General features: G+C 70.7%; 14 protein-coding genes. 4 read left to right on the top strand and 10 right to left on the bottom strand.

Annotated elements, in window-relative coordinates; genetic code table 11:
• Positions 1-2 precede the first annotated feature (2 nt).
• Entirely contained in the window at positions 3-1,340 is a 1,338-nt protein-coding gene (locus A5780_RS29305) for a wax ester/triacylglycerol synthase family O-acyltransferase (protein ID WP_063018765.1), read from the bottom strand.
• 167 nt (positions 1,341-1,507) lie between these two features.
• Complete coding sequence (locus tag A5780_RS29300) at positions 1,508-2,431, bottom strand: universal stress protein (protein WP_064910430.1); 924 nt, start codon at positions 2,429-2,431, stop codon at positions 1,508-1,510.
• 220 nt (positions 2,432-2,651) lie between these two features.
• Between A5780_RS29300 and A5780_RS29295 the strand changes: the two genes are divergently transcribed.
• Positions 2,652-3,287, top strand: coding sequence for an HPP family protein (locus A5780_RS29295; protein WP_063910933.1), 636 nt, complete (start codon positions 2,652-2,654; stop codon positions 3,285-3,287).
• A 407-nt stretch (positions 3,288-3,694) separates the two neighbouring features.
• On the opposite strand, the gene A5780_RS29285 is transcribed toward A5780_RS29295, so the two are convergent.
• The 8 genes from A5780_RS29285 to A5780_RS29250 all read right to left on the bottom strand — a co-directional run bounded on the left by A5780_RS29285 (position 3,695) and on the right by A5780_RS29250 (position 12,671).
• Positions 3,695-4,606 carry a ribose-phosphate pyrophosphokinase gene (locus A5780_RS29285; protein WP_082976795.1) on the bottom strand — a complete coding sequence of 304 codons (912 nt, stop codon included), beginning with the start codon at positions 4,604-4,606 and terminating at the stop codon, positions 3,695-3,697.
• Positions 4,603-4,878 (bottom strand): hypothetical protein, encoded by a 276-nt coding sequence (locus A5780_RS29280; protein ID WP_063018757.1) that lies wholly within the window; start codon positions 4,876-4,878, stop codon positions 4,603-4,605. Before A5780_RS29280 ends, A5780_RS29285 begins: the two co-directional genes overlap by 4 nt.
• Positions 4,879-4,882: 4 nt before the next feature.
• Complete coding sequence (locus A5780_RS29275) at positions 4,883-6,391, bottom strand: 2-oxo acid dehydrogenase subunit E2 (protein ID WP_064910426.1); 1,509 nt, start codon at positions 6,389-6,391, stop codon at positions 4,883-4,885.
• Between the two features lies 1 nt (position 6,392).
• A complete protein-coding gene (locus A5780_RS29270; protein ID WP_063018423.1) occupies positions 6,393-7,361 on the bottom strand; it encodes an alpha-ketoacid dehydrogenase subunit beta in 969 nt (322 codons plus the stop codon).
• A complete protein-coding gene (pdhA, locus tag A5780_RS29265; protein ID WP_197516533.1) occupies positions 7,358-8,380 on the bottom strand; it encodes a pyruvate dehydrogenase (acetyl-transferring) E1 component subunit alpha in 1,023 nt (340 codons plus the stop codon). The genes A5780_RS29270 and pdhA overlap by 4 nt, the downstream gene beginning before the upstream one ends.
• Positions 8,377-10,191 (bottom strand): acetate--CoA ligase, encoded by a 1,815-nt coding sequence (gene acsA / locus A5780_RS29260; protein WP_064910424.1) that lies wholly within the window; start codon positions 10,189-10,191, stop codon positions 8,377-8,379. The genes pdhA and acsA overlap by 4 nt, the downstream gene beginning before the upstream one ends.
• Positions 10,192-10,320: 129 nt before the next feature.
• Entirely contained in the window at positions 10,321-12,366 is a 2,046-nt protein-coding gene (locus A5780_RS29255) for an NAD(+) synthase (protein ID WP_064905436.1), read from the bottom strand.
• 53 nt (positions 12,367-12,419) lie between these two features.
• The gene (locus tag A5780_RS29250; RefSeq protein WP_064905332.1) at positions 12,420-12,671 is read right to left on the bottom strand and encodes an SHOCT domain-containing protein; all 252 of its coding nucleotides are present in this window, start codon (positions 12,669-12,671) and stop codon (positions 12,420-12,422) included.
• A 495-nt stretch (positions 12,672-13,166) separates the two neighbouring features.
• Here A5780_RS29250 and A5780_RS29245 point away from each other — a divergent pair, with 495 nt between their 5' ends.
• The 3 genes from A5780_RS29245 (at position 13,167) to ppsA (ending at position 18,836) form a co-directional block, all read left to right on the top strand.
• On the top strand, positions 13,167-14,375 hold the full coding sequence (locus tag A5780_RS29245) for a site-2 protease family protein (protein ID WP_082940414.1): 1,209 nt from the start codon (positions 13,167-13,169) through the stop codon (positions 14,373-14,375).
• Positions 14,372-16,402: an erythromycin esterase family protein gene (locus A5780_RS29240; protein WP_104405836.1), complete on the top strand. Its 2,031-nt coding sequence runs from the start codon at positions 14,372-14,374 to the stop codon at positions 16,400-16,402. The genes A5780_RS29245 and A5780_RS29240 overlap by 4 nt, the downstream gene beginning before the upstream one ends.
• 103 nt (positions 16,403-16,505) lie before the next feature.
• A complete protein-coding gene (gene ppsA / locus A5780_RS29235) occupies positions 16,506-18,836 on the top strand; it encodes a phosphoenolpyruvate synthase (RefSeq protein ID WP_064910422.1) in 2,331 nt (776 codons plus the stop codon).
• The last annotated feature ends 82 nt before the right edge of the window (positions 18,837-18,918 follow it).

Below are 18,918 nucleotides of genomic sequence, written 5' to 3'. Positions count from 1 at the left end.
GTTCAGGCGGTGGCGCGGGCGCGGGCCAGCAGCGTCTCGATCTCGTCGGTGACCGCCGCCGGGATCAGCTCGATATCGGGAGTGGTGTCGTAGTCGCCGGTGATCCCGAAGGTGAACTGGCCGGCGTAGCTCAGCATCGCGACCGTGGTGCGCAGCCGCATGGCCACCGGGATTCCGGGCCAGACCTGCTCGACCTCGGCGCCCGCCATGCTCAGCCGGTGGCGCGGTCCGGGGACGTTGGTCGCGAGCGCGCTGATGCCGCGTTGCGGGAAGCGGGTGGCCAGCCGGAACGCCCACGCCGCCACGCCGGCGGGCAGCCGGCCGGCCAGCGTCAGCAGTGACGCCTCCGCCTCCGCCTCGCCCCGCGCGCGATGGCGGACGATGCGTTCGTGCACCGTCTGCAGGCGGTGTACCGGATCGGCGACATCGACCGGCAAGGCGGCGATGACGACCGAGACCCGGTTACCCATCGCGTATTTCGCGTCGGCCGAGCGCATCGACACCGGTATCACGATCCGTACCGAATCCGCCTGCGGTTCTTCGCCGCGCGCGCACAGCAGGCGTCGATACGCTCCGGCGAGCGCGGACACCGCGACGTCGTTGACCGTCGCGTCGAACGCGGCGCCGACCTCGTGCAGCTGCGACAGCGAGGTCCGCGCCACCGCATACCGGCGCCGGCGGCCCAGCGGGCCGTTGAGCGAGGATGTCGGGGTCGGGACCACGGTATCGCGCAGCAGCGGCACCAGCGTGCGGGCCGTGCGGACAGCGAAACGGGAAGCGGTGTAAGGCAATCGGATCACGGTCCCCGCCGTGTCCCGCAGGCTCACAGCGGTGTCCGGCGGCCGCACCGGCAGTTCGGACGGCGTCTCCGGCTCTTCGTCGCAGAGACTTTCGAACACCGTGATGCCGGCGATCCCGTCGACCATGCTGTGGTGTGCCTTGACGATCACCGCCCACCGGTTCTCGGCGAGATTGTCCACCACCACGACCTGCCACAGCGGATGTTCGCGATCGAGGCGGCGGGCGAGCTCCTCGCCCACCAACTCGCGTAACGCTTGCTCGTCCCGGGGGCCGGGCAGCGCCGTCCATCGGACGTGGCGGGACAATCGGAAATCCGGGTCGTCCTCCCAGCTGGGCGCCGTGATGTCCAGCGGTGTGCGCCGCATCCGCTGGCGCAGGCGCTCCTTGCGGCTCAGCGCCCGGGTCACGGTCTCGTCGAACCGCTCTCGGCTGGGCGCCGGCCCAGCGACGATCGCGATCGCGGCGATGGCGATATTGACGTGGCGGTCGCTGTCCTCCAGCTCCATGAAACCCGTGTCCAGCGGTCCGAATTCGTTCATGGTGGTGGCTCGTTCCGAAACATGCCGGCGATCTGCCGAGCTGGTGGGTTCAGTCTCGTGCGCTCCGTCGTGTCACCGGCAGATGCGAAGGTCGCCGCCGCGAGTGACGAAAGGCGGCCCGAGGCGGGCAGTGCTGCTCTGGCGGGGACACCGGTGGTGCGAGCGCGTCACGGCTGCGGATGCACCACCATGACCGGGCACCAGGCGTGCTGCACCAGCGAATGGGAGGTGGAGCCGAGCAGCGCGCCGAGCACCGCGCCCCGGCCGCGGCTCCCGACCACCAGCAGTTGCGCCGATTTCGACGACTCCAGCAGCACCGCACCGGGATCGGCCAGCGACACCCGGCGCGCCACGGCGACATCCGGATACTTCTCCTGCCAGCCCGCCAGCCGTTCGGCCAGCACGGCACGTTCCCGCACCTCGACCTCGCGAGCCGAATACAGGATGTGCGGATCGTCGGCGAACTGCCCGTAGTAGACGTCGTGGCATACGTGCACGGCGACGAGTTCGGCGCGGCGTTCGGCGGCTTCCTCGAAGGCCGCGCCGATGGCTGCCTCGCTGACCGGCCCGCCGTCGATGCCGACCACGACGGGGCCCTCGGTGTGCACGCGGTTCTCCTGCGGATCGGTCCGCACCACCAGCACCGGCCCGGTCGCATGGGCGGCCACCGCCGACACCGTGGCCCCGAAATGGCCGGCCAGCCGGTTCGTGCCGTGGGCCGCGAGCACCACCGCGTAGGCGGATGCGCTGGCGTTCACCAGCGCCCTGGCGGGGTCACCGTCGAGGACCGCGGTCGAAATCCGCAGCCCCGGCAGCACCGCCCGGACTCGCTGCGCCGACCGTTCGACCAACGAGGCGCCGCGCTCGCGAGCCGCGGTCAGCATGGCGGCCGCGGGTGAATCGAGCGAGCCGATGCCGAGCTGCAGCCGGTTCAGGTCCAGCGCGTGCACGATGCGCAATTCCCGCCCGCGCTGCGCGGCCATCCCCGCGGCCCAGTCCACCGCGAGATCGGCGTGCCCGGAACCGTCGACACCCACCACGACCGCGGCCGCGGCGGAATGGCGGATGTCGGAGCTGTGTTCGGGGGTCATGGCGCCCTTCCTTCCGTGCGACGGCCCGCGAGGTGCTCGGCCGTTGTTCTCACGGTAGAGACGACGGCCGATGCCGCGATGCGGCCGAAAGTCCTCATCTCGACCGCGCGGCCCGCATCTCGCACCGCGCCCGATGCGGGACCTTCGTCCAGGGATGGGAGCCGACGGTCCCTGGTGTGTGTTCCGGGCCGGAACCAGGATCGATGCAGGAGGTTCTGCCATGTACGCTCGCGACATTCTCAGCCGTCCCGTGGTCACCGTCCACGCCGAAACCCCACTGCCCCAGGCGATTTCCCAGCTCACCGAGCGCGGCTTCGCCGCCCTTCCGGTCGTCGACGAGGACGGGCACGTCGTCGGCATGCTGTCGGAATCGGACGCGCTCTCGGCGCCTGCCTCGGACGCGACGGTCGGGGCGGCGATGACCACCCCCGCCGAGGTGATCGAGCCCGGAACCGACCTCGCCACCGTCGCCGCGCGCATGCTCACCCGGCGGTTGCGTTCGATGCCGGTGGTCGAGGCGGGGATTCTGGTCGGCATCGTGGCACGCCGGGATCTGCTGCGCACCCTGATGCGCGACGACGCCGCCGTGGAGGCGAAGGTGCGCGCCCTGCTCGACGACTACGCCGGCAGCCGCCGCCAGTGGACGATCCGGGTCGACGGCGGTCACGCCGTGATCACCGGCGGATTCGCGGATGCGGCCGAGGAGCGGACGGTGACGGCGCTGGCGCTCACCGTCGACGAGATCACCCACGCCGAAACGGTTCCCGGCCCCGGCCCCGTCGCGGATGCCACGGGCGCTCCCACGGCACCGCTGTCGGAATGGCTGCATCGCAAGGCCGACGAGACCATCGGGTGACCCACCGGGCTCGCCCGGCGGTCCACCATGCCGAACAGCGCGAAACCCAGCCTCCATCAACGTGATTCGCGGCTCACCCTCGTCCGGGAGCCGCGAATCGGTCGCTGTCCGATACTGCCGATCACCCCCGAATGATCATCCCCGACGAATCACGCCACACCGTTGTGGCCGACTCCTGCCGATGCGGCGACCTCGTCGTCGCCGGTTCCTTCGACACTTCTATTGTGGTCTGCATCACAGCCGAGGAGCAGTATCGGAAGCCATCGCGGGAAGTGGCCAATCGGATCGCTGTCCGGGACGTCCGGCCCGGTGCGGGCCTCACCTTTCGGTGACGAGAGTCCCCGCGCGTCCGGGACTTTCGCCCCTGTCCCGGCATGGCGCGGAACGTGCGCGGCGGCTCTCGCCGGTCACCCGCGGCGGCGGTCCTCGTGCAATCCGATGATGGCGTCGGCGAGCAGCGGCGCGATCGAGCACACCTCGATCTTCCCTGCCGCCGCATCGTGAAAGACGCTGTCGGTCACGACGATGCGGCGGAGTCCGAGTTCGTGCAGACGCGCCGCCGCCCCGTCGCTCAGCGGGCCGTGGGTGGCCGCCACGAGCGTGTCGGCGGCCTGGTACCGCACCAGGTGGGCGGCCGCCTCGATCGTCGCCCCGGTGCAGATCATGTCGTCGACGAGGGCGACGGGGCATCCGCTGACCTCGCCGAGCAGATCGAGTGCGCGCACGCTCGTATCGCTCAGCCGGTGCTTTCGCACCACCGCGACGGATGCGCGCAAGGCGGCGGCGAAGTGTTCGGCGCGCTCACCGGCGCCCAGGTCGGGGGCGACGACCACACCCCGGCCGATCATGGCCGGCTCCAGTTCGCTCGCCAGCAGCGGCACCGCGGTCAGGATTTCGACCGGCACCGGGCAGATCGCCTCCAGTGCGGGCGTGTGCGGGTCGACCACGACCAGCCGGTCGGCGCCCGCGTGGGCGATGGCTTCGGCCGCCACCCTGGCGCCGATCGCCTCCCCCGCCGTACCCCGGTCCTGACGGGCATAACCGAAGTACGGAACCACCGCGGTGATCCGGCCCGCGCCGGCGCGGCGGCAGGCGTCGAGCAGCAGCAGCAACTCGACCATATGCTCGCCGACCGGTGGCGACGTCGGCTGCACGATGTACACATCGTCGCCGGAGACGTCGGCGACGACCACACGCCGTTCGCCGCCGGCCGTCGGCTGCGAATCGCAGCACTCGTGCGAATCACCGCCGATTCGCGCGACCACGGCGTCGGCCAGCGGCGGGTTGGCGCTGCCGCGGATGATGCGCAACGTGCTCATCGCGCCCCGGCACCCGTCTCGGGACTCCCGGCGAGGAAGTCGACGCAGGTGCGGATCGTGGCCAGCCGTGGATAGTCGGCCTCGGCGATCGGCTCCTCGCGCAGATTCGACAACCGTTCGACGAAGGTGAGGAAATCCAGCGAATCCAGTTCCAGGGTGGTGCGCAGCGGCTCGTCCGGTCCGAGTGCGGTGAGTTCGGCGTCGGTGGCGAATCCGCGCAGTGCGGCACGCACCGCGCTGTCGGCCGATTGCCGGGAAACAGTGGTGGACATGGCTTCACAACTCCTCGGGTTGATGCAGCAGGTCGGCGACGGTGTGCAGGAATCGGGCGCCGGTCGCGCCGTCGCTGGCGCGATGATCGGCCGACAAGGTGACGGTCACCTGCGGCCGCACACCGAGCAAACCGTCGACAGCGCACGGCCGGTCGGTGACGGCGCCCAGTCCGACGATCGCGACCTGCGGCACGGCGATCACGCCGAACACCGACTCCACGCCGAGATCGCCCAGGTTGGTGACCGTGATGGTGGCCGCGGTCGCGTCCGAGGAGCGCAGGCGGCCGGATCGGGCGCGCTGCACCACCGATCGCATCGCGGCCATCATCTCCGCGGCGCCCAAGGTGTCGGCGTCGGGAATCGTCGGCACGATGATGCCTCCGCCGCGCAGCGACACCACGACGCCGAGATGCACCGCGGACGCCGGACGGAACTCGTCGTCGATCCAATATCCGTTGAGCTGCGGCACCCGGCGGGCAGCCCCGGCCACGGCGCGAAACAACAAGGCGGCCATCACGATTCGCTCGGCGAGCGGCGCGCCGGCATTTCGCTCCCGCAGCCGGTCGGCCGCCGCCGAGACATCGACGACATCGGACAGGTAGTAGTGCGGCACGGTTCGTTTGGACCGTGCCATCGTCGCGGCGATCGCCGAGCGCATCGCCGCCGCGTCGCGCGAGCCCGGGAGCGGGGTGGCGGTGTCCGCGCGAACCGTCTCGTCCTCCGATGGCTGTGCCGCGGCGGGTGCGGGGACACCCTCGGCCGGGAGGTCGCGGGCGCGCACGGCACCGGCGGGACCGGTTCCGGACAGCCCGGACAGGTCGAGTCCCCGCGCTTCGGCGAGTCGCCGCGCCAGACCGGAGGCGCGTGCGACGTCCGGCTGCGCCCCGGACCGCGCGACAGCGTCCACCGCCTCGGGTGCGGGCGCGGGCCCGGAGGCGGACGCGGGCGCCGCCTCGCGCCCAGGTGCGGGTGCAGGCGCCGCCGCAGACGCGGGCGCGGAATTATGCTGCGCGACAGCGGCTTCGATATCACCGCGCAGGACCCGACCGCCCGGCCCGGAGCCGTGCACAGTCGCCGGATCCAGTCCCGCCTCCTCGGCCAGCCGGTGGATCAGGGGTGTCATCCGAGCGGGTTCCGCGACCACCGACGGTGTCGCGACCGATTCCGCCCGGTCGCGCGATTCCGGCGGTCCGGCCGATTCCGAGGTCGCGACGGACGGCACCGGTTCGCCACGCGCCTCCGGGACGGTCTCCACCTTCCCGTTCCCACTGCTCGAGGCGCCGGCGGTGATCGTCGCCAGCACGGCGCCCACCGGAACGGTCCGTCCCTCGGGCACGCGGATCTCGTCCATGACACCGTCGTCGAAGCATTCGATTTCGATCGCGGCCTTGGTGGTGTCGACCTCCGCGACGATGTCGCCGCGTTTCACCGGGTCGCCGGGGTGCACGAACCAGTGCGTCACGGTGCCCTCGGTCATGTCGGCGCCCAACGACGGCATCCGGAATTCGGTCATGTCATCCCACCGCCTTCCGGATCGCGGCCAGCACCCCGGACGGGTCCGGCAGTGCCGCGTCCTCCAGTTGACGTGCGTACGGGATCGGCACCTCGGCGCCGCATACCCGGCCGATCGGCGCATCGAGGTCGTAGTAGGCGTATTCTGCTGCGCGAGCGGCGATCTCGGCGGCGATGCTCACACTGCGCCAGGCTTCGTCCACGATCACGAGGCGATGGGTGCGGCGTACCGAATCCAGCACCGTCGCCTCGTCCAGCGGACGCAGCGAGCGCAGATCGACGACGTCGACCGCGATACCCTCGGTTGCCGCGAGGTCGGCGGCGGCCAGGGCCACCGGCACCGTCGCGCCGTAGGCGACCAGGGTGACGTCGGTGCCGCCGCGCCGGATCGCCGCCGCGTCGATATCGACGGCACCGGCGTCCTCGGGCAGCTCGGATCCGCTGTTGTACAACGAGATCGGCTCGAAGATCACCACCGGGTCCGGATCCTGCAGCGCGGTCCACAACATGCCTCGTGCGTCGGCGACGGTGGCGGGGCACACCACCCGCAGACCGGGAATGTGGGCGTAGAACGCCTCCAGGCTGTGCGAGTGCTGGGCGGCGAGCTGGCGGCCCGGACCGGTCGCCATCCGGATGACCAGCGGCACGCCGAGCTGTCCGCCGGACATGTGCCGCAGCGTGGCGGCATTGTTCAGTATCTGGTCCAGCGCGAGCAGGCTGAAGTTGACGGTCATGATCTCGACGATGGGCCGCATGCCGGCCAGGGCCGCACCGATCCCTGCGCCGACGAACGCCGATTCGCTCAGCGGCGTATCGCGAATCCGTTCGGGCCCGAATTCGTCGAGCAGTCCGCGGCTCACGCCGAAGCAGCCGCCGTAGGCGCCGACATCCTCGCCCATGAGGAAGACCCGTTCGTCGCGAAGCAGCGCCTCGCGCAACGCATCCCGCATCGCCTCCCGATAGGTGGTCATGGCCGCTCCGCGTAGACGTGCCGGGTCAGTTCGGACACCGGCTCGGCCGGTGCGGCCTCGGCGGCGGCGATGGCGGCGTCGAGTTCCTCGTCGGCCTGTGCCTCGTAGCGCCGCACGTCCTCGTCGGTCAGTTCTCCGGCGTCGCGCAGCCGTTCGGTCAGCAGCCGGAGGGGATCGCGTTCACGCCACCGCGCGATTTCGGCCTTGTCGCGATATCGATCGGCGTCGTAGAGCGAATGCGCCCGGAACCGATAGGTGCGCAGTTCCAGGAAGCAGGGACCGCCTCCGGCCCGGATCGAGGTGACGGCGCGCCGGGTCGCGGCGGCGACAGCGGTGGCGTCCATGCCGTCGACCGGCCAGGCCGCCATGCCGTAGCCCGTCGCGCGCAGCGCGAGGTCGGTCGCGGCGTGTTCGCGGGCCAGCGCGGTGCCCATGGCGTAGCGGTTGTTCTCGCAGGCGAAGAGCACGGGCAGCCGCCACAGCGCGGCCAGGTTCATGCATTCGTGGAATTCGCCCTCGGCCATCGCGCCGTCACCGAACAGGCATACCGTGACCCGATCGCGTCCGGTCATGGCGTCGGCCAGTGCCAGGCCCACCGCGATGGGCAGTCCGCCGCCGACGATCGCGTTCCCGCCGTAGAAGCGCCGCCGCGCGTCGAACAGATGCATCGAGCCGCCCCGGCCGTGGCTACAGCCGGTGGTGCGGCCGAACATCTCGGCCATCAGGTCGGTCATGGGGATGCCGCGGGCCAGCGCGTGACCGTGCTCGCGGTAGGTCGAGACCACCGCGTCGTCGGCGCCGATCTCGCTCAGCAGTCCGGCGGCCACCGCCTCCTCGCCGACGTAGAGGTGCAGGAATCCGCGGATCCGCTCGGCGCTGTAGAGCTGCACACAGCGTTCCTCGAAGCGCCGGATCCGGATCATCTGCCGCAGCAGCGCCTTTCGATCCGTTCCGGCGGCGTCGCCGGGCGTCGCCACGGCCGGCGCCGGGGCGTGGCCGTCGGTCTCGATCGTGCTCATCGCACCGTCTCCAGGGTCGATACGTCGCCCTCGGGCAATCCGAGTTCGTGGGCCTTCAACAGCCGGCGCATCACCTTCCCGGAGCGGGTGTGCGGCAGCGCGTCGACGAAGTCGATACGTTTGGGAGCCACCGCGCCCAGGGCGCGGCGGCCGAACGCGGTGAGTTCGTCGCGCAGGTCGTCACTCGGCTGGAAACCCTTGCGCACCACCACGAATGCCTTGACCAGCTCCCCGGCCACCGGATCGGGGGTTCCGATGACACCGGCCTCGGCGACCGCGGGATGTGACATGAGAACGCTTTCCACCTCGAACGGCCCGACCAGATGTCCGGCGGATTTGATGACGTCGTCGGCGCGCCCGACGAACCAGAAGTAACCGTCGCCGTCGCGCCGGGCCAGATCGCCGGTGAGGTACCAGCCGCCGGCGAACGCGTCCGCGTAGCGAGCGGGGTCGTTCAGGTAGCCGCGGAACATCGACGGCCAGCCCGCCCGCAGTGCCAGCTCACCCACTTCCCCGGTATCGGCGGCGGTCACGTCGCCGTCGGTGATCGCCGCGCGCCCGCTTGCGCCGCGGCGCAGGATCGTGGCCTCCACGCCGGGCAGTGGCCGCCCCATCGAACCGGGACGAACCTGTGCCGCAGCAATATTGGCGATCATGATGGCGCCGGTTTCGGTCTGCCACCAGTTGTCGTGCACCGGGTGCCCGAGCACCCGCTGCCCCCACACCACGACTTCGGGATTGAGCGGCTCGCCGACGCTGGCCACAAAGCGCAGGCACGACAGATCCGTGCTCGGCGGCAGCTCGTCGCCACGGCGCATCAGCATCCGCAGGGCGGTGGGCGCGGTGTACCAGACGGACACCCGCTCCGCGGTGAGGATGTCGTACCAGCGTTGCGGATCGAATTCCGCCTCGTCGCTGATCACCGTGGCGCCGAGGCACAACGGCGCGATCACCCCGTAGGACATGCCGGTCACCCAGCCCGGGTCGGCGGTGCACCAGAACACGTCGCCGCCGCGCAGGTCCAGCGCGGCGCGCGCGGTGGCCCGGTGCGCCACGACGGCGCCGTGCACGTGCACCGCGCCCTTGGGACGGCCGGTGGTTCCGCTCGTGAAATGCAGGAGCGCGGGGTCTTCGAATTGGGTTCGCACGATGGGGAATTCACTGTCGGCGGCGGCCATGGCCGCGGGCAGCGATACCACGCCGGGCAGGTCGGTCTCGCCGTCGACGACGATGACGTGCCGGAGTGCGGGCAGTGTGTCGCGGATCGGCGCGACCTTGCGGCGATAGTGGGCCGCGGTGGTCACCAAGGTGCTCGCCTCGGCCAGGTCCAGCCGCTGACGCACCGGTTCGGGGCCGAAGGCCGAGAACAGCGGGGAGACGACACATCCGGCCTTCCACGCGCCCAGGCACGCGAGATACAACTCCGGAGTGCGTCCCAGCAGCAGGCACACCCGCTCACCCCGATACACCCCGAGGTCGCGCAGCACGTGGGCGAACTTGTTGCTCAGCCGGACCAGGTCCGCGCAGTCGAGCTCGGTCACGCCACCGGTGACCGGCAACCAGCGCAACGACGGGGCCGGCCCGATCGGCGCCTCGAGGTGCCGGTCGACGGCCTCGACGGCGATGTTGACTCCGCCGCCGGGTAGCCCGGCGACTTCGGAGCGGGCCGCGGACCAGGAGAAGTCACGCCGCGCCCGGCCGTAGTCGGGAAGGGTCGCGGCCGCGATCTCGGCCGCCGACTTCTCGATCGGCGCCCATCGCGACGGCGTCGCGGTTTCCGCGTCGTACGGGCTCGCGTCGTTCCGGCTCATCGCGCCTCCGTCTCCCGTGCCGTCCGTCTGCTCGACTTCCAGTCAACGGCGCGGCGCCCGGTCACGGGGAGGGCGGAAAGACCCTAGCGGCGATGACATCCGTCGCGGCGACGCCACCGGGGACAACGCTCAGTCGGGAACGTTGCGCGCGAGTTCGTCCAGCCACGCCGCGGCGGGAGCGTCGCTCGGCGCGCGCCAGTCCCCGCGCGGCGACAGCGATCCGCCGGACCCGACCTTGGGCGCATTCGGCAGGGTCGATCGTTTGAACTGGCTGGTCTGCACGAAGCGGCGCAGAAATTCGGCCAGCCAGTGCTTGATCGTGGCGAGGTCGTATTCGTGACGCTGATCCTCGGGGATCAGGTCCGGCCAGCCGCCGCGGGTGCGGTCACCCCAGGCGTGTTCGGCGAGGTAGGCGATGCGGCTGGGCCGGAATCCGAACCGCAGCAGGTGATAGAGGTGGAAGTCCTGCAACTCGTACGGGCCCACGGTGGCCTCGGAACTCTGCAGCGCCGCGCCGGGAACCAGCTCCGGTGAGATCTCGGTCTCCAGGACCGAGTGCAGCACCGCACTCGCCTCCGGGCCGAGCTCACCGCGGTCGGCGGTCCAGGCGATCAGATATTTGATCAGCGTTTTGGGCACCGAGGCGTTCACGCTGTAGTGCGACATATGGTCGCCGACGCCGAAAGTGCACCAGCCCAAGGCCAATTCGCTCAGGTCCCCGGTCCCGACGACCATGCCGTGATGCATGTTCGCCAGGCGGAACAGATGCGAGGTGCGCTCTCCTGCCTGCACGTTCTCGTAGGTGATGTCGTAGACGGGCGCGCCGTCGGCCGCCGGATGACCCAGATCGCGCAGCATCTGCGTCGCCGACGGCCGGATATCGATCTCGCCGGCGCTCGCCCCGACGGCGCGCATCAGCCGGCGCGCGTTCTCCAGCGTCCGCGTGCTCGTGGCGAAGCCGGGCATGGTGTAGGCGAGCACATTCGACCGCGGCAGGCCCAGCCGGTCCATGGTCTGCGCCGCGACGATGAGCGCGAGAGTGGAATCGAGGCCACCGGACACCCCGATCACGAGGTGCTGGGATCCGGTGGCGGCCAGCCGTGTGGCGAGCCCGGCGACCTGGATGTGATGGACCTCGGCACACCGCGCGTTGCGGCTGCCGGGATCGGCCGGGACGTAGGGAAAGCGCGGGACCTCCCGACGCAGCGGTGGTGCGCCGTCCGGGATCGGCGCCTCGAATTCGAGCCGCCGGAACCGGGTGACCCGCTCGAGGAAATCGTGACCGTTGTCGGTGAAACTGTTGAGCCGCAGCCGATCCGCGGCCAGCCGCTGCAGATCGATATCCGCGGTGACCAGTTGCGGTTCGGCGGCGAAGCGCTCACTTTCGGCCAGCAGGTTGCCGTTCTCGCAGATCAGCGCCTGACCGTCCCACGCCATATCCGTGGTGGACTCGCCCTGCCCGGCCGCGGTGTACAGATAGGCCGCGATATTGCGCGCCGAGGTCGACACACACAGTTCCCTGCGGTAGTCCGCCTTGCCGACGACGATATTGCTCGCCGACAGATTGGTCAGCACCGTGGCGCCGGCCAGTGCCGCGAAGATGTTGGGCGGCAACGGAACCCACGCGTCTTGGCAGATCTCGACCGCCAGCACCAATCCGGGCAGATTCACCGCCTCGAACAGCAGGTCGGCGCCGAAGGGCACCCGCTGCCCGGCCACGGTGGTGTGGTCGTCGACGGCGTCGCGGGCCGCGGAGAACTGCCGCTTCTCGTAGAACTCCTGGAAATTCGGCAGGTAGCTCTTCGGCACGACCCCCAGGACGCGGCCGCGGTCGATGATCAACGCGCAGTTGAACAGTCGCTCCCGCACCCGCAGCGGAGCCCCGACGATCAGCACGCTGTCGATGTCCGCGCTCTCGGCGACCACGCGGTCCACGGCCGCTCGCACCGCGTCGTCGAGCGCCTCTTGGTGGAACAGGTCCTCGGCGGAGTAGCCGGAGAGGCCGAGTTCCGGAAACAGCGTGAGCACCACGGAGTCGGCGGCGGCCCGCCGCGCCAGCAGCAGTGTCTGCTCGGCGTTGTATTCGGGATCGGCGACCCGCATCGAGGGCACGGCGACGCCCACGCGCACGAATCCGTGCCGGTACAGCGATCGGAACGGCAACTCACGCGCCACGGCGGCCTCCTGCAATCCACGGCCGCCGGGCCGGCGTCCGGCGCGGGGGCCGGCTAGGGACCGAGCGTCCGCATTCGACGGGTGTATTCCTCGTCGTCTATCTCACCACGGGCGAAGCGCTCGGCGAGGATCTGTTGCGGGGACGGACCCCGGCCGTCCCGGTCGAGGGCGGCGGTATCGGACCGGCCGGCGTAGCGGAGCAGGGCCACGATCGCCACGACCACCAGCACCCAGAAGATCACCATGCCCGCGAACATCAACCCGTAACCCCAACCGCCCAGGCCGGTGCCGTACCACATCATCATCGCCGTAATTCCTCACTGCATCGACGGATCTGCGTTCTCCTCGGACCCGACCGGATCACATCGGCATCGGCATCGGGCAGATCCCCATCTGGGCCAGCCACATCATCACGGCGTGCATTGCTTGCATCATCGGCGATTGCATATCCATCTCGATCATCTCCTCCGGGCGCGGGTTCACGTCCGCGTCCGCGATCCAGCCTGATCGACGCGACCGGCCGGTGGCAGGGGCGAAAGACCTCACCGACCGGCCGTCGGTCCCCACGCCGGAACGTCGGCGCCGGCCCGGATGTGCTCGGCGTCCTCGAGGGACATTGGTCCCGGGAGGCCGGGAATCTCGCCCCTCCCCCCGGGGCCCGGCACCGGCACAGACTGGCGGTAGGCGCGCCGATCGCCGGTTCGACGCATCGACGCGCCTCGGCGTGTGGCCCGGGCGGTCGCGCGACGACCGAAATGTTCCGCGGGCCGGTGTGATGACACCGGGAGCGAGGTGGCCGGATGTTGCACGAGACAATCCCTTTGGGCCGGGTGGCGGGTATCCGCATCGGCGCGCACTGGTCGGTGCTGGTCACCGTGGCGCTGTTCGTCTGGCTGCTCGGCGTGCAGCTGCGCGGCAGCGGCAGCCCGGCCTTCACCTGGTCGGTTGCGGCGCTCGCCGCGGTGACCCTGTTCGCCTCCCTGACCGCGCACGAACTGGCCCATTCGATCGTCGCCCGGCGCGACGGGGTACGGGTCGAGCGCATCGTGCTGTGGCTGCTGGGCGGGGCATCCGAACTCGGCGACGAACCGCCCGACGCGCGCAGCGATTTCCGGATCGCGATCGCCGGTCCGGCGACGAGTCTGGTGCTCGGCGGACTGTTCGCGGCCGTCGCGGTGGCCGTGGACAGCGGGCGGCCCGACAGCGCCGTCACCGCGGCGCTCGCCTGGTTGGCGGCCACGAATATCGTTCTGGGACTGTTCAATCTGCTGCCCGGCGCGCCGCTCGACGGCGGCCGGGTGGTGCGGGCCGTCGTCTGGTGGCGGACCGGCGACCGGCTGCGCGCCACCACCGTGGCCGCGCGCGGCGGCCGGTTGCTCGGCACCGTGCTCGTCGTGCTGGGCGCCGTCGACATCATCGTGTTCCGCCAGTTCGGCGGGCTGTGGCTGATGCTGCTGGGCTGGTTCCTGCAGACCGCCGCCAACAGCGAACTCGCGGCAGCGGGGCTGCGGCACCGGCTGGGCAACACCACCGTTCGCGAGGTCATGACCGCGAATCCGATGGCGGTGCCGGGCGACTGGACGATCACCCAGCTGCTGGCCTCCAGCGCACCGCAGACCGGGCACAGCATATTTCCGGTCGTCGACGCCGTCGGCCATCCGATCGGTGTCGTCGCCTGGTCGGATCTCACGACGACCGCCGTACCGGCTCGTGACACGACCTTTCTGCGCTCGGTCGCACGTCCGTTACGCACAGCCGCGATCGTCGGACAGGACGATCTGCTCGCCGATGTCGCCACCCGGGTCGTGCTGCGCCCCAAACTCGATGCCATCACGGTGGTCGACCCGGCCGGCCGGCTGACCGGCGTCGTCACCGCCACCGATCTGGCGACCGCCTGCGACCGCTCCGCGCTCGGCCTGCCCGCCGGCAGCGCCGCCACGAGACCGGGACCCGCGCCCGCCTCCCATCCGCCGGTCACTACTACTCACTCCCGGAGGCCACAGCCATGACGGCAGCACCTGTCCTGCGTGATTCCTCGCAGCCGATCTTCCGCGACCGCCGCGAGGCCGGTCGTGTGCTGGCCGGACTGCTCGAGCACTACCGCGACCACTCCGGTGTCGTCGTCCTCGGCCTCGCGCGCGGTGGGGTACCGGTGGCCTGGGAGGTCGCCGCCGCCCTGCACGCGCCACTGGACACGCTCGTCGTCCGCAAACTCGGGGCACCGGGACATCCGGAATTCGCCATCGGCGCCCTCGCACCCGACGGCCGGATCGTCGTCAACGACGATGCGATCCGCGGACTGCACGTGACCGCCGAACAGATCCGATCCGTCGCACGAGAAGAGGCGGCGGAGCTGGCCCGGCGGGAACGCGCCTATCGCGATGACCGGCCACCGGCGCCGATCGCCGGCCGCACGGTGATCCTCGTCGACGACGGTCTGGCGACCGGAGCCACCATGTTCGCGGCGGTGGAAGCGATTCGCGCGGGGGAGCCCGACCGCATCGTGGTCGCGGTGCCGGCCGCCCCCGAATCGACCTGCCGGGAGTTCGACGCGCTGGTGGACGAGATGGTCTGTGCCACCATGCCGTCGCCGTTCCTCGCGGTCGGCGAGTCGTTCTGGGATTTCGCCCAGGTCGGTGACGACGAGGTGCGGCAACTGCTGACGACGCCGACCGTCGACGCGGCGGCCACCGGCACCGATTCGGCCACCCTCACCGATCCCGCCGCCGTGATCGATGCCGCCGCGATCGAGGCTCCCGAAGGCGTGCCGCCGCACCACGTGCTGGACGAGCTCATCGGCGATGCCCGGTTCGTCCTGATCGGCGAGAGCTCGCACGGCACCCACGAGTTCTATGCCGCCCGCGCGGCCATCACGCGCTGGCTCATCTCGGAGAAGGGGTTCACCGCGGTCGCCGCCGAGGCCGACTGGCCCGACGCCCACCTCGTCGATCGCTTCGTCCGCGGCATCGACGACTCCTCCCCCACGCTCGCGCTGCGCGGGTTCGAACGCTTCCCCACCTGGATGTGGCGCAATACCGTGGTCCGCGATTTCGTGGGCTGGTTGCGGCTGCACAACGACTATCAGCGCCGGATCGGTGCGCCGCAGGCCGGGTTCTACGGGCTCGACCTGTACAGCATGCACCGTTCGATGCGGCACGTGATCGACTATCTGCGGCAGGTCGATCCCGCCGCGGCGCAGCGCGCCGAGCACCGCTACGCCTGTTTCGATCGCACCAGCGACCACGACGGGCAGGCCTACGGATTCGGCGCCGCATTCGGTGCGGGCCATTCGTGTCAGGCCGAGGTGGTGCGGCAGCTGGTCGACCTGCAACGCAACGCCGCGGCGCATCGACAGGCCGGCGACGGCGAGGCCTCGTTCGACGCGTTGCGCAACGCGTGGACGGTCCGCAACGCCGAGGCCTACTACCGGGCGATGTTCGGCGATCGGGTGTCGTCGTGGAATCTGCGCGACGAGCATATGGCCGACACCCTCGACGCGCTGGCCGGCCACCTCGGGCGCGACGGCACTCCCGCGCGAGTGGTGGTCTGGGCGCACAATTCCCATATCGGCGACGCCCGCGCGACGGAAATGGGCGCCGAGGGCCAGCTGTCACTGGGACAGCTCGTCCGCGAACGCCACGGAAACGATTGCCGCACCATCGGTTTCACCACCAGCCACGGCACCGTGACCGCGGCGAGTGAATGGGACGGCGACGCCGAGTGCAAGGACGTCCGCCCGGCCCTGCGCAGCAGCGTCGAGGAGCTGCTGCACGACACCGGACGCGACAGCTTCCTGATCCGCACCGATACGGCCGGCGCAGCCACCGAACTGCTGCGCGACCCGCGGCTCGAACGCGCCATCGGCGTGATCTATCAGCCGACCACCGAGCGGCACAGCCACTACTTCCACTCGCGGCCGGCCGACCGCTACGACGCGATCATCCACATCGACCGGACCACCGCCCTGCGGCCGCTGGAACCGTCACACCGATGGACCGCCGCGAGCACACCGGACACCTACCCCAGCGGTCTGTGATCCGGGGCGGTGGGCGGCCGGATCGAGGACCTTCGACCATGTTCCCGGCCGCCGCGACGCGCGAGTCTGGGCATCGAGACACTTTCAGCAGATCGGAGCCGTGATGGGCGACTACGTGGCAAGTCTGAACGATATTCGGCTCAGCGATGATGGCCAAGTGGGCGGGAAGGGGGCGAATCTCGGTGAGATGGTCGCCGCGAAACTCCCGGTGCCGCCGGGATTCGTGATCCTGCGATCGACCTACGAGACCGCCGTCGCCGACGGGCCGCACGGGTCCGAGCTCGACTCGCTGCATGCCGAGGCGCTGCGCAGCGCCGTCGCCACCGACGACGCGGGCCGCGGCGAGCTCGACCGACTGTGTTCGCGCATGCGCGACCTGGTGCACGAGACCCGGATCGACGGGGCTATCGAGGAGGCGATCGTCGGCGCCTACCACCGGCTCGGCGACCGGGTGCGCGTGGCGGTCCGGTCCTCGGCGGTGGGCGAGGACAGCGCCGATTCCTCCTTCGCCGGAATGAACCTCTCGCGCACCAATATTCGCGGCGACGCCGAACTGCTCGAGGCGGTCCGGCAATGCTGGGCCTCCCTGTTCACTCCGCGCGTTCTCACCTACCGCGCCCGCCGCGGCATGGACCGGCGGCCGGAGATGGCGGTGGTCGTGCAGCAGATGGTGACCGTCCGGTGCGCCGGCGTGGCGTTCACCGCCGACCCGACCACCGGCAGGCGCGACCGCGTCGTCATCGACGCCGCGCGCGGACAGGGCGAGGTGGTGGTATCCGGTGCGGTCGAGCCCGACACCTACGTGTTCGCGGCGGACGGCCCGACGCTGACGGAATCCCGCAGGGGTGCGCAAAGTTTCGCGATCTTCGCCGGCGAGGACGGTGACCGCCGCGTCGACATCCCGGACGACGAAGCGCATCGGCCGGTACTGACCACCGACGAGGCCACCGCGGTCGCGCGCCTGGCGCTCGAGGTCCAGCAGCACTACGGCAGTCCGCAGGATGTCGAGTGGGCCTTCGACGACCAGCGGCTGTGGCTGGTGCAGTCGCGGCCGATCACCACCCTGCCCGACGAATTACCCTCGGCGACAACGGAACCGACGCCCGCCGCCGTGCTGCTGCAGGGCCTGCCGGCGGCTCCCGGACGAGCTCGCGGCGCCGTGCGCATCCTGCACTCACCCGCCGAGGGATCGGCATTGCGCAACGGCGAGGTCCTGGTCGCGCCGATGACGAATCCGGACTGGCTGCCGACCATTTCGCGGGCGGCGGCCTTGGTCACCGACAGCGGCGGCATGACCTGTCACGCCGCGATCGTGGCCCGCGAACTGGGCATCCCATGCATCGTCGGCGCGCGGACCGCCACCACATCCCTGCACGACGGTCAGCGCATCGTCGTGGACGCCAAGGCCGGCCGGATTCGGGCGGACAGCCCGGACGAGCAGACCGCCGCGACAGCGGCCGTCGCCGCGCCCGCCGCGGCCACCACCGCGCCCGCCGCGGTTTCGGTGACCGAAACCACCGGAACGAAGATCTATGTCAATCTCGCTCTGCCCGAAATCGCCGAGCGCGTCGCCGATTCCGATGTCGACGGCGTCGGCCTGCTGCGCGCTGAAACCCTCTTGACGCGCGCGCTGGGCGGCCGCCATCCCCGCGCGGTGATCGCCGCCGGCGACGAGAACGAGTTCGTCTCCACCCTGGCCGAATCCCTGCGGCGCATCGCCGTGGCCTTCGCTCCGCGGCCGGTCGTCTACCGCGCGACGGACCTGCGCAGCAACGAATTTCGCACGCTCACCGGCGGCGAAGGTTTCGAGCCGAACGAACGCAACCCGATGATCGGCTACCGCGGCTGCTATCGCTACGTCCACGAACCGGACGTGTTCCGGCTCGAACTGGCGGCGCTGGCACGCGTGCGCGAATACACCCCGAATCTGCATCTGATGATCCCGTTCGTTCGCACCCGCTGGGAGCTGGCCGCGTGCCTGGAGCTGGTGGACGCCTCGCCGCTGGGCCACGACCGGAGCATGCACCGGTGGATCATGGCCGAGGTGCCGTCGGTCGTGCACTGGCTGCCCGAATACGTGCGGCTCGGGATCGACGGGGTATCGATCGGGAGCAACGATCTCACCCAGCTGATCCTCGGTGTGGACCGCGATTCCGAGGAATGCGCCGAACTGTTCGACGAATCGGATCCGGCCGTCCTGCACGCCATCCGGCGCATCGTCACCTCCGCACGCGAACTGGGCATCACGTCGTCGCTGTGCGGGCAGGCCCCGTCCACCCGGCCCGAGTTCGCCGAACATCTCGTCGCGGCGGGGATCACCTCGATTTCGGTCACCCCGGACGCGGTCCGCAACGCCCGCCGCACGGTGGCCGCCGCCGAGCGCCGGCTGCTGCTCGAACGGTGCGTGCACGATGGCGAGGGCCGGCAGCCGTGAGGTCGCCGGCGCGGACCATGGTCGCGGTACCTCGGGACCAACGGCCCCTCCGCCACGCGCGGCGCGAACCTACCGTCGACAT

The organism is Nocardia sp. 852002-20019_SCH5090214 (genome assembly GCF_001665865.1).
GTDB lineage: Bacteria > Actinomycetota > Actinomycetes > Mycobacteriales > Mycobacteriaceae > Nocardia > Nocardia nova.
This window is presented reverse-complemented; position numbering and strand designations above follow the sequence as displayed.

Coding starts and splice junctions, on each gene's coding strand:
- A5780_RS29305 (WP_063018765.1), bottom strand. CDS start 1,340: ATGAACGAATTCGGACCGCTGGACACGGGTTTCATGGAGCTGGAGGAC.
- A5780_RS29300 (WP_064910430.1), bottom strand. CDS start 2,431: ATGACCCCCGAACACAGCTCCGACATCCGCCATTCCGCCGCGGCCGCG.
- A5780_RS29295 (WP_063910933.1), top strand. CDS start 2,652: ATGTACGCTCGCGACATTCTCAGCCGTCCCGTGGTCACCGTCCACGCC.
- A5780_RS29285 (WP_082976795.1), bottom strand. CDS start 4,606: ATGAGCACGTTGCGCATCATCCGCGGCAGCGCCAACCCGCCGCTGGCC.
- A5780_RS29280 (WP_063018757.1), bottom strand. CDS start 4,878: ATGTCCACCACTGTTTCCCGGCAATCGGCCGACAGCGCGGTGCGTGCC.
- A5780_RS29275 (WP_064910426.1), bottom strand. CDS start 6,391: ATGACCGAATTCCGGATGCCGTCGTTGGGCGCCGACATGACCGAGGGC.
- A5780_RS29270 (WP_063018423.1), bottom strand. CDS start 7,361: ATGACCACCTATCGGGAGGCGATGCGGGATGCGTTGCGCGAGGCGCTG.
- pdhA (WP_197516533.1), bottom strand. CDS start 8,380: ATGAGCACGATCGAGACCGACGGCCACGCCCCGGCGCCGGCCGTGGCG.
- acsA (WP_064910424.1), bottom strand. CDS start 10,191: ATGAGCCGGAACGACGCGAGCCCGTACGACGCGGAAACCGCGACGCCG.
- A5780_RS29250 (WP_064905332.1), bottom strand. CDS start 12,671: ATGATGATGTGGTACGGCACCGGCCTGGGCGGTTGGGGTTACGGGTTG.
- A5780_RS29245 (WP_082940414.1), top strand. CDS start 13,167: ATGTTGCACGAGACAATCCCTTTGGGCCGGGTGGCGGGTATCCGCATC.
- A5780_RS29240 (WP_104405836.1), top strand. CDS start 14,372: ATGACGGCAGCACCTGTCCTGCGTGATTCCTCGCAGCCGATCTTCCGC.
- ppsA (WP_064910422.1), top strand. CDS start 16,506: ATGGGCGACTACGTGGCAAGTCTGAACGATATTCGGCTCAGCGATGAT.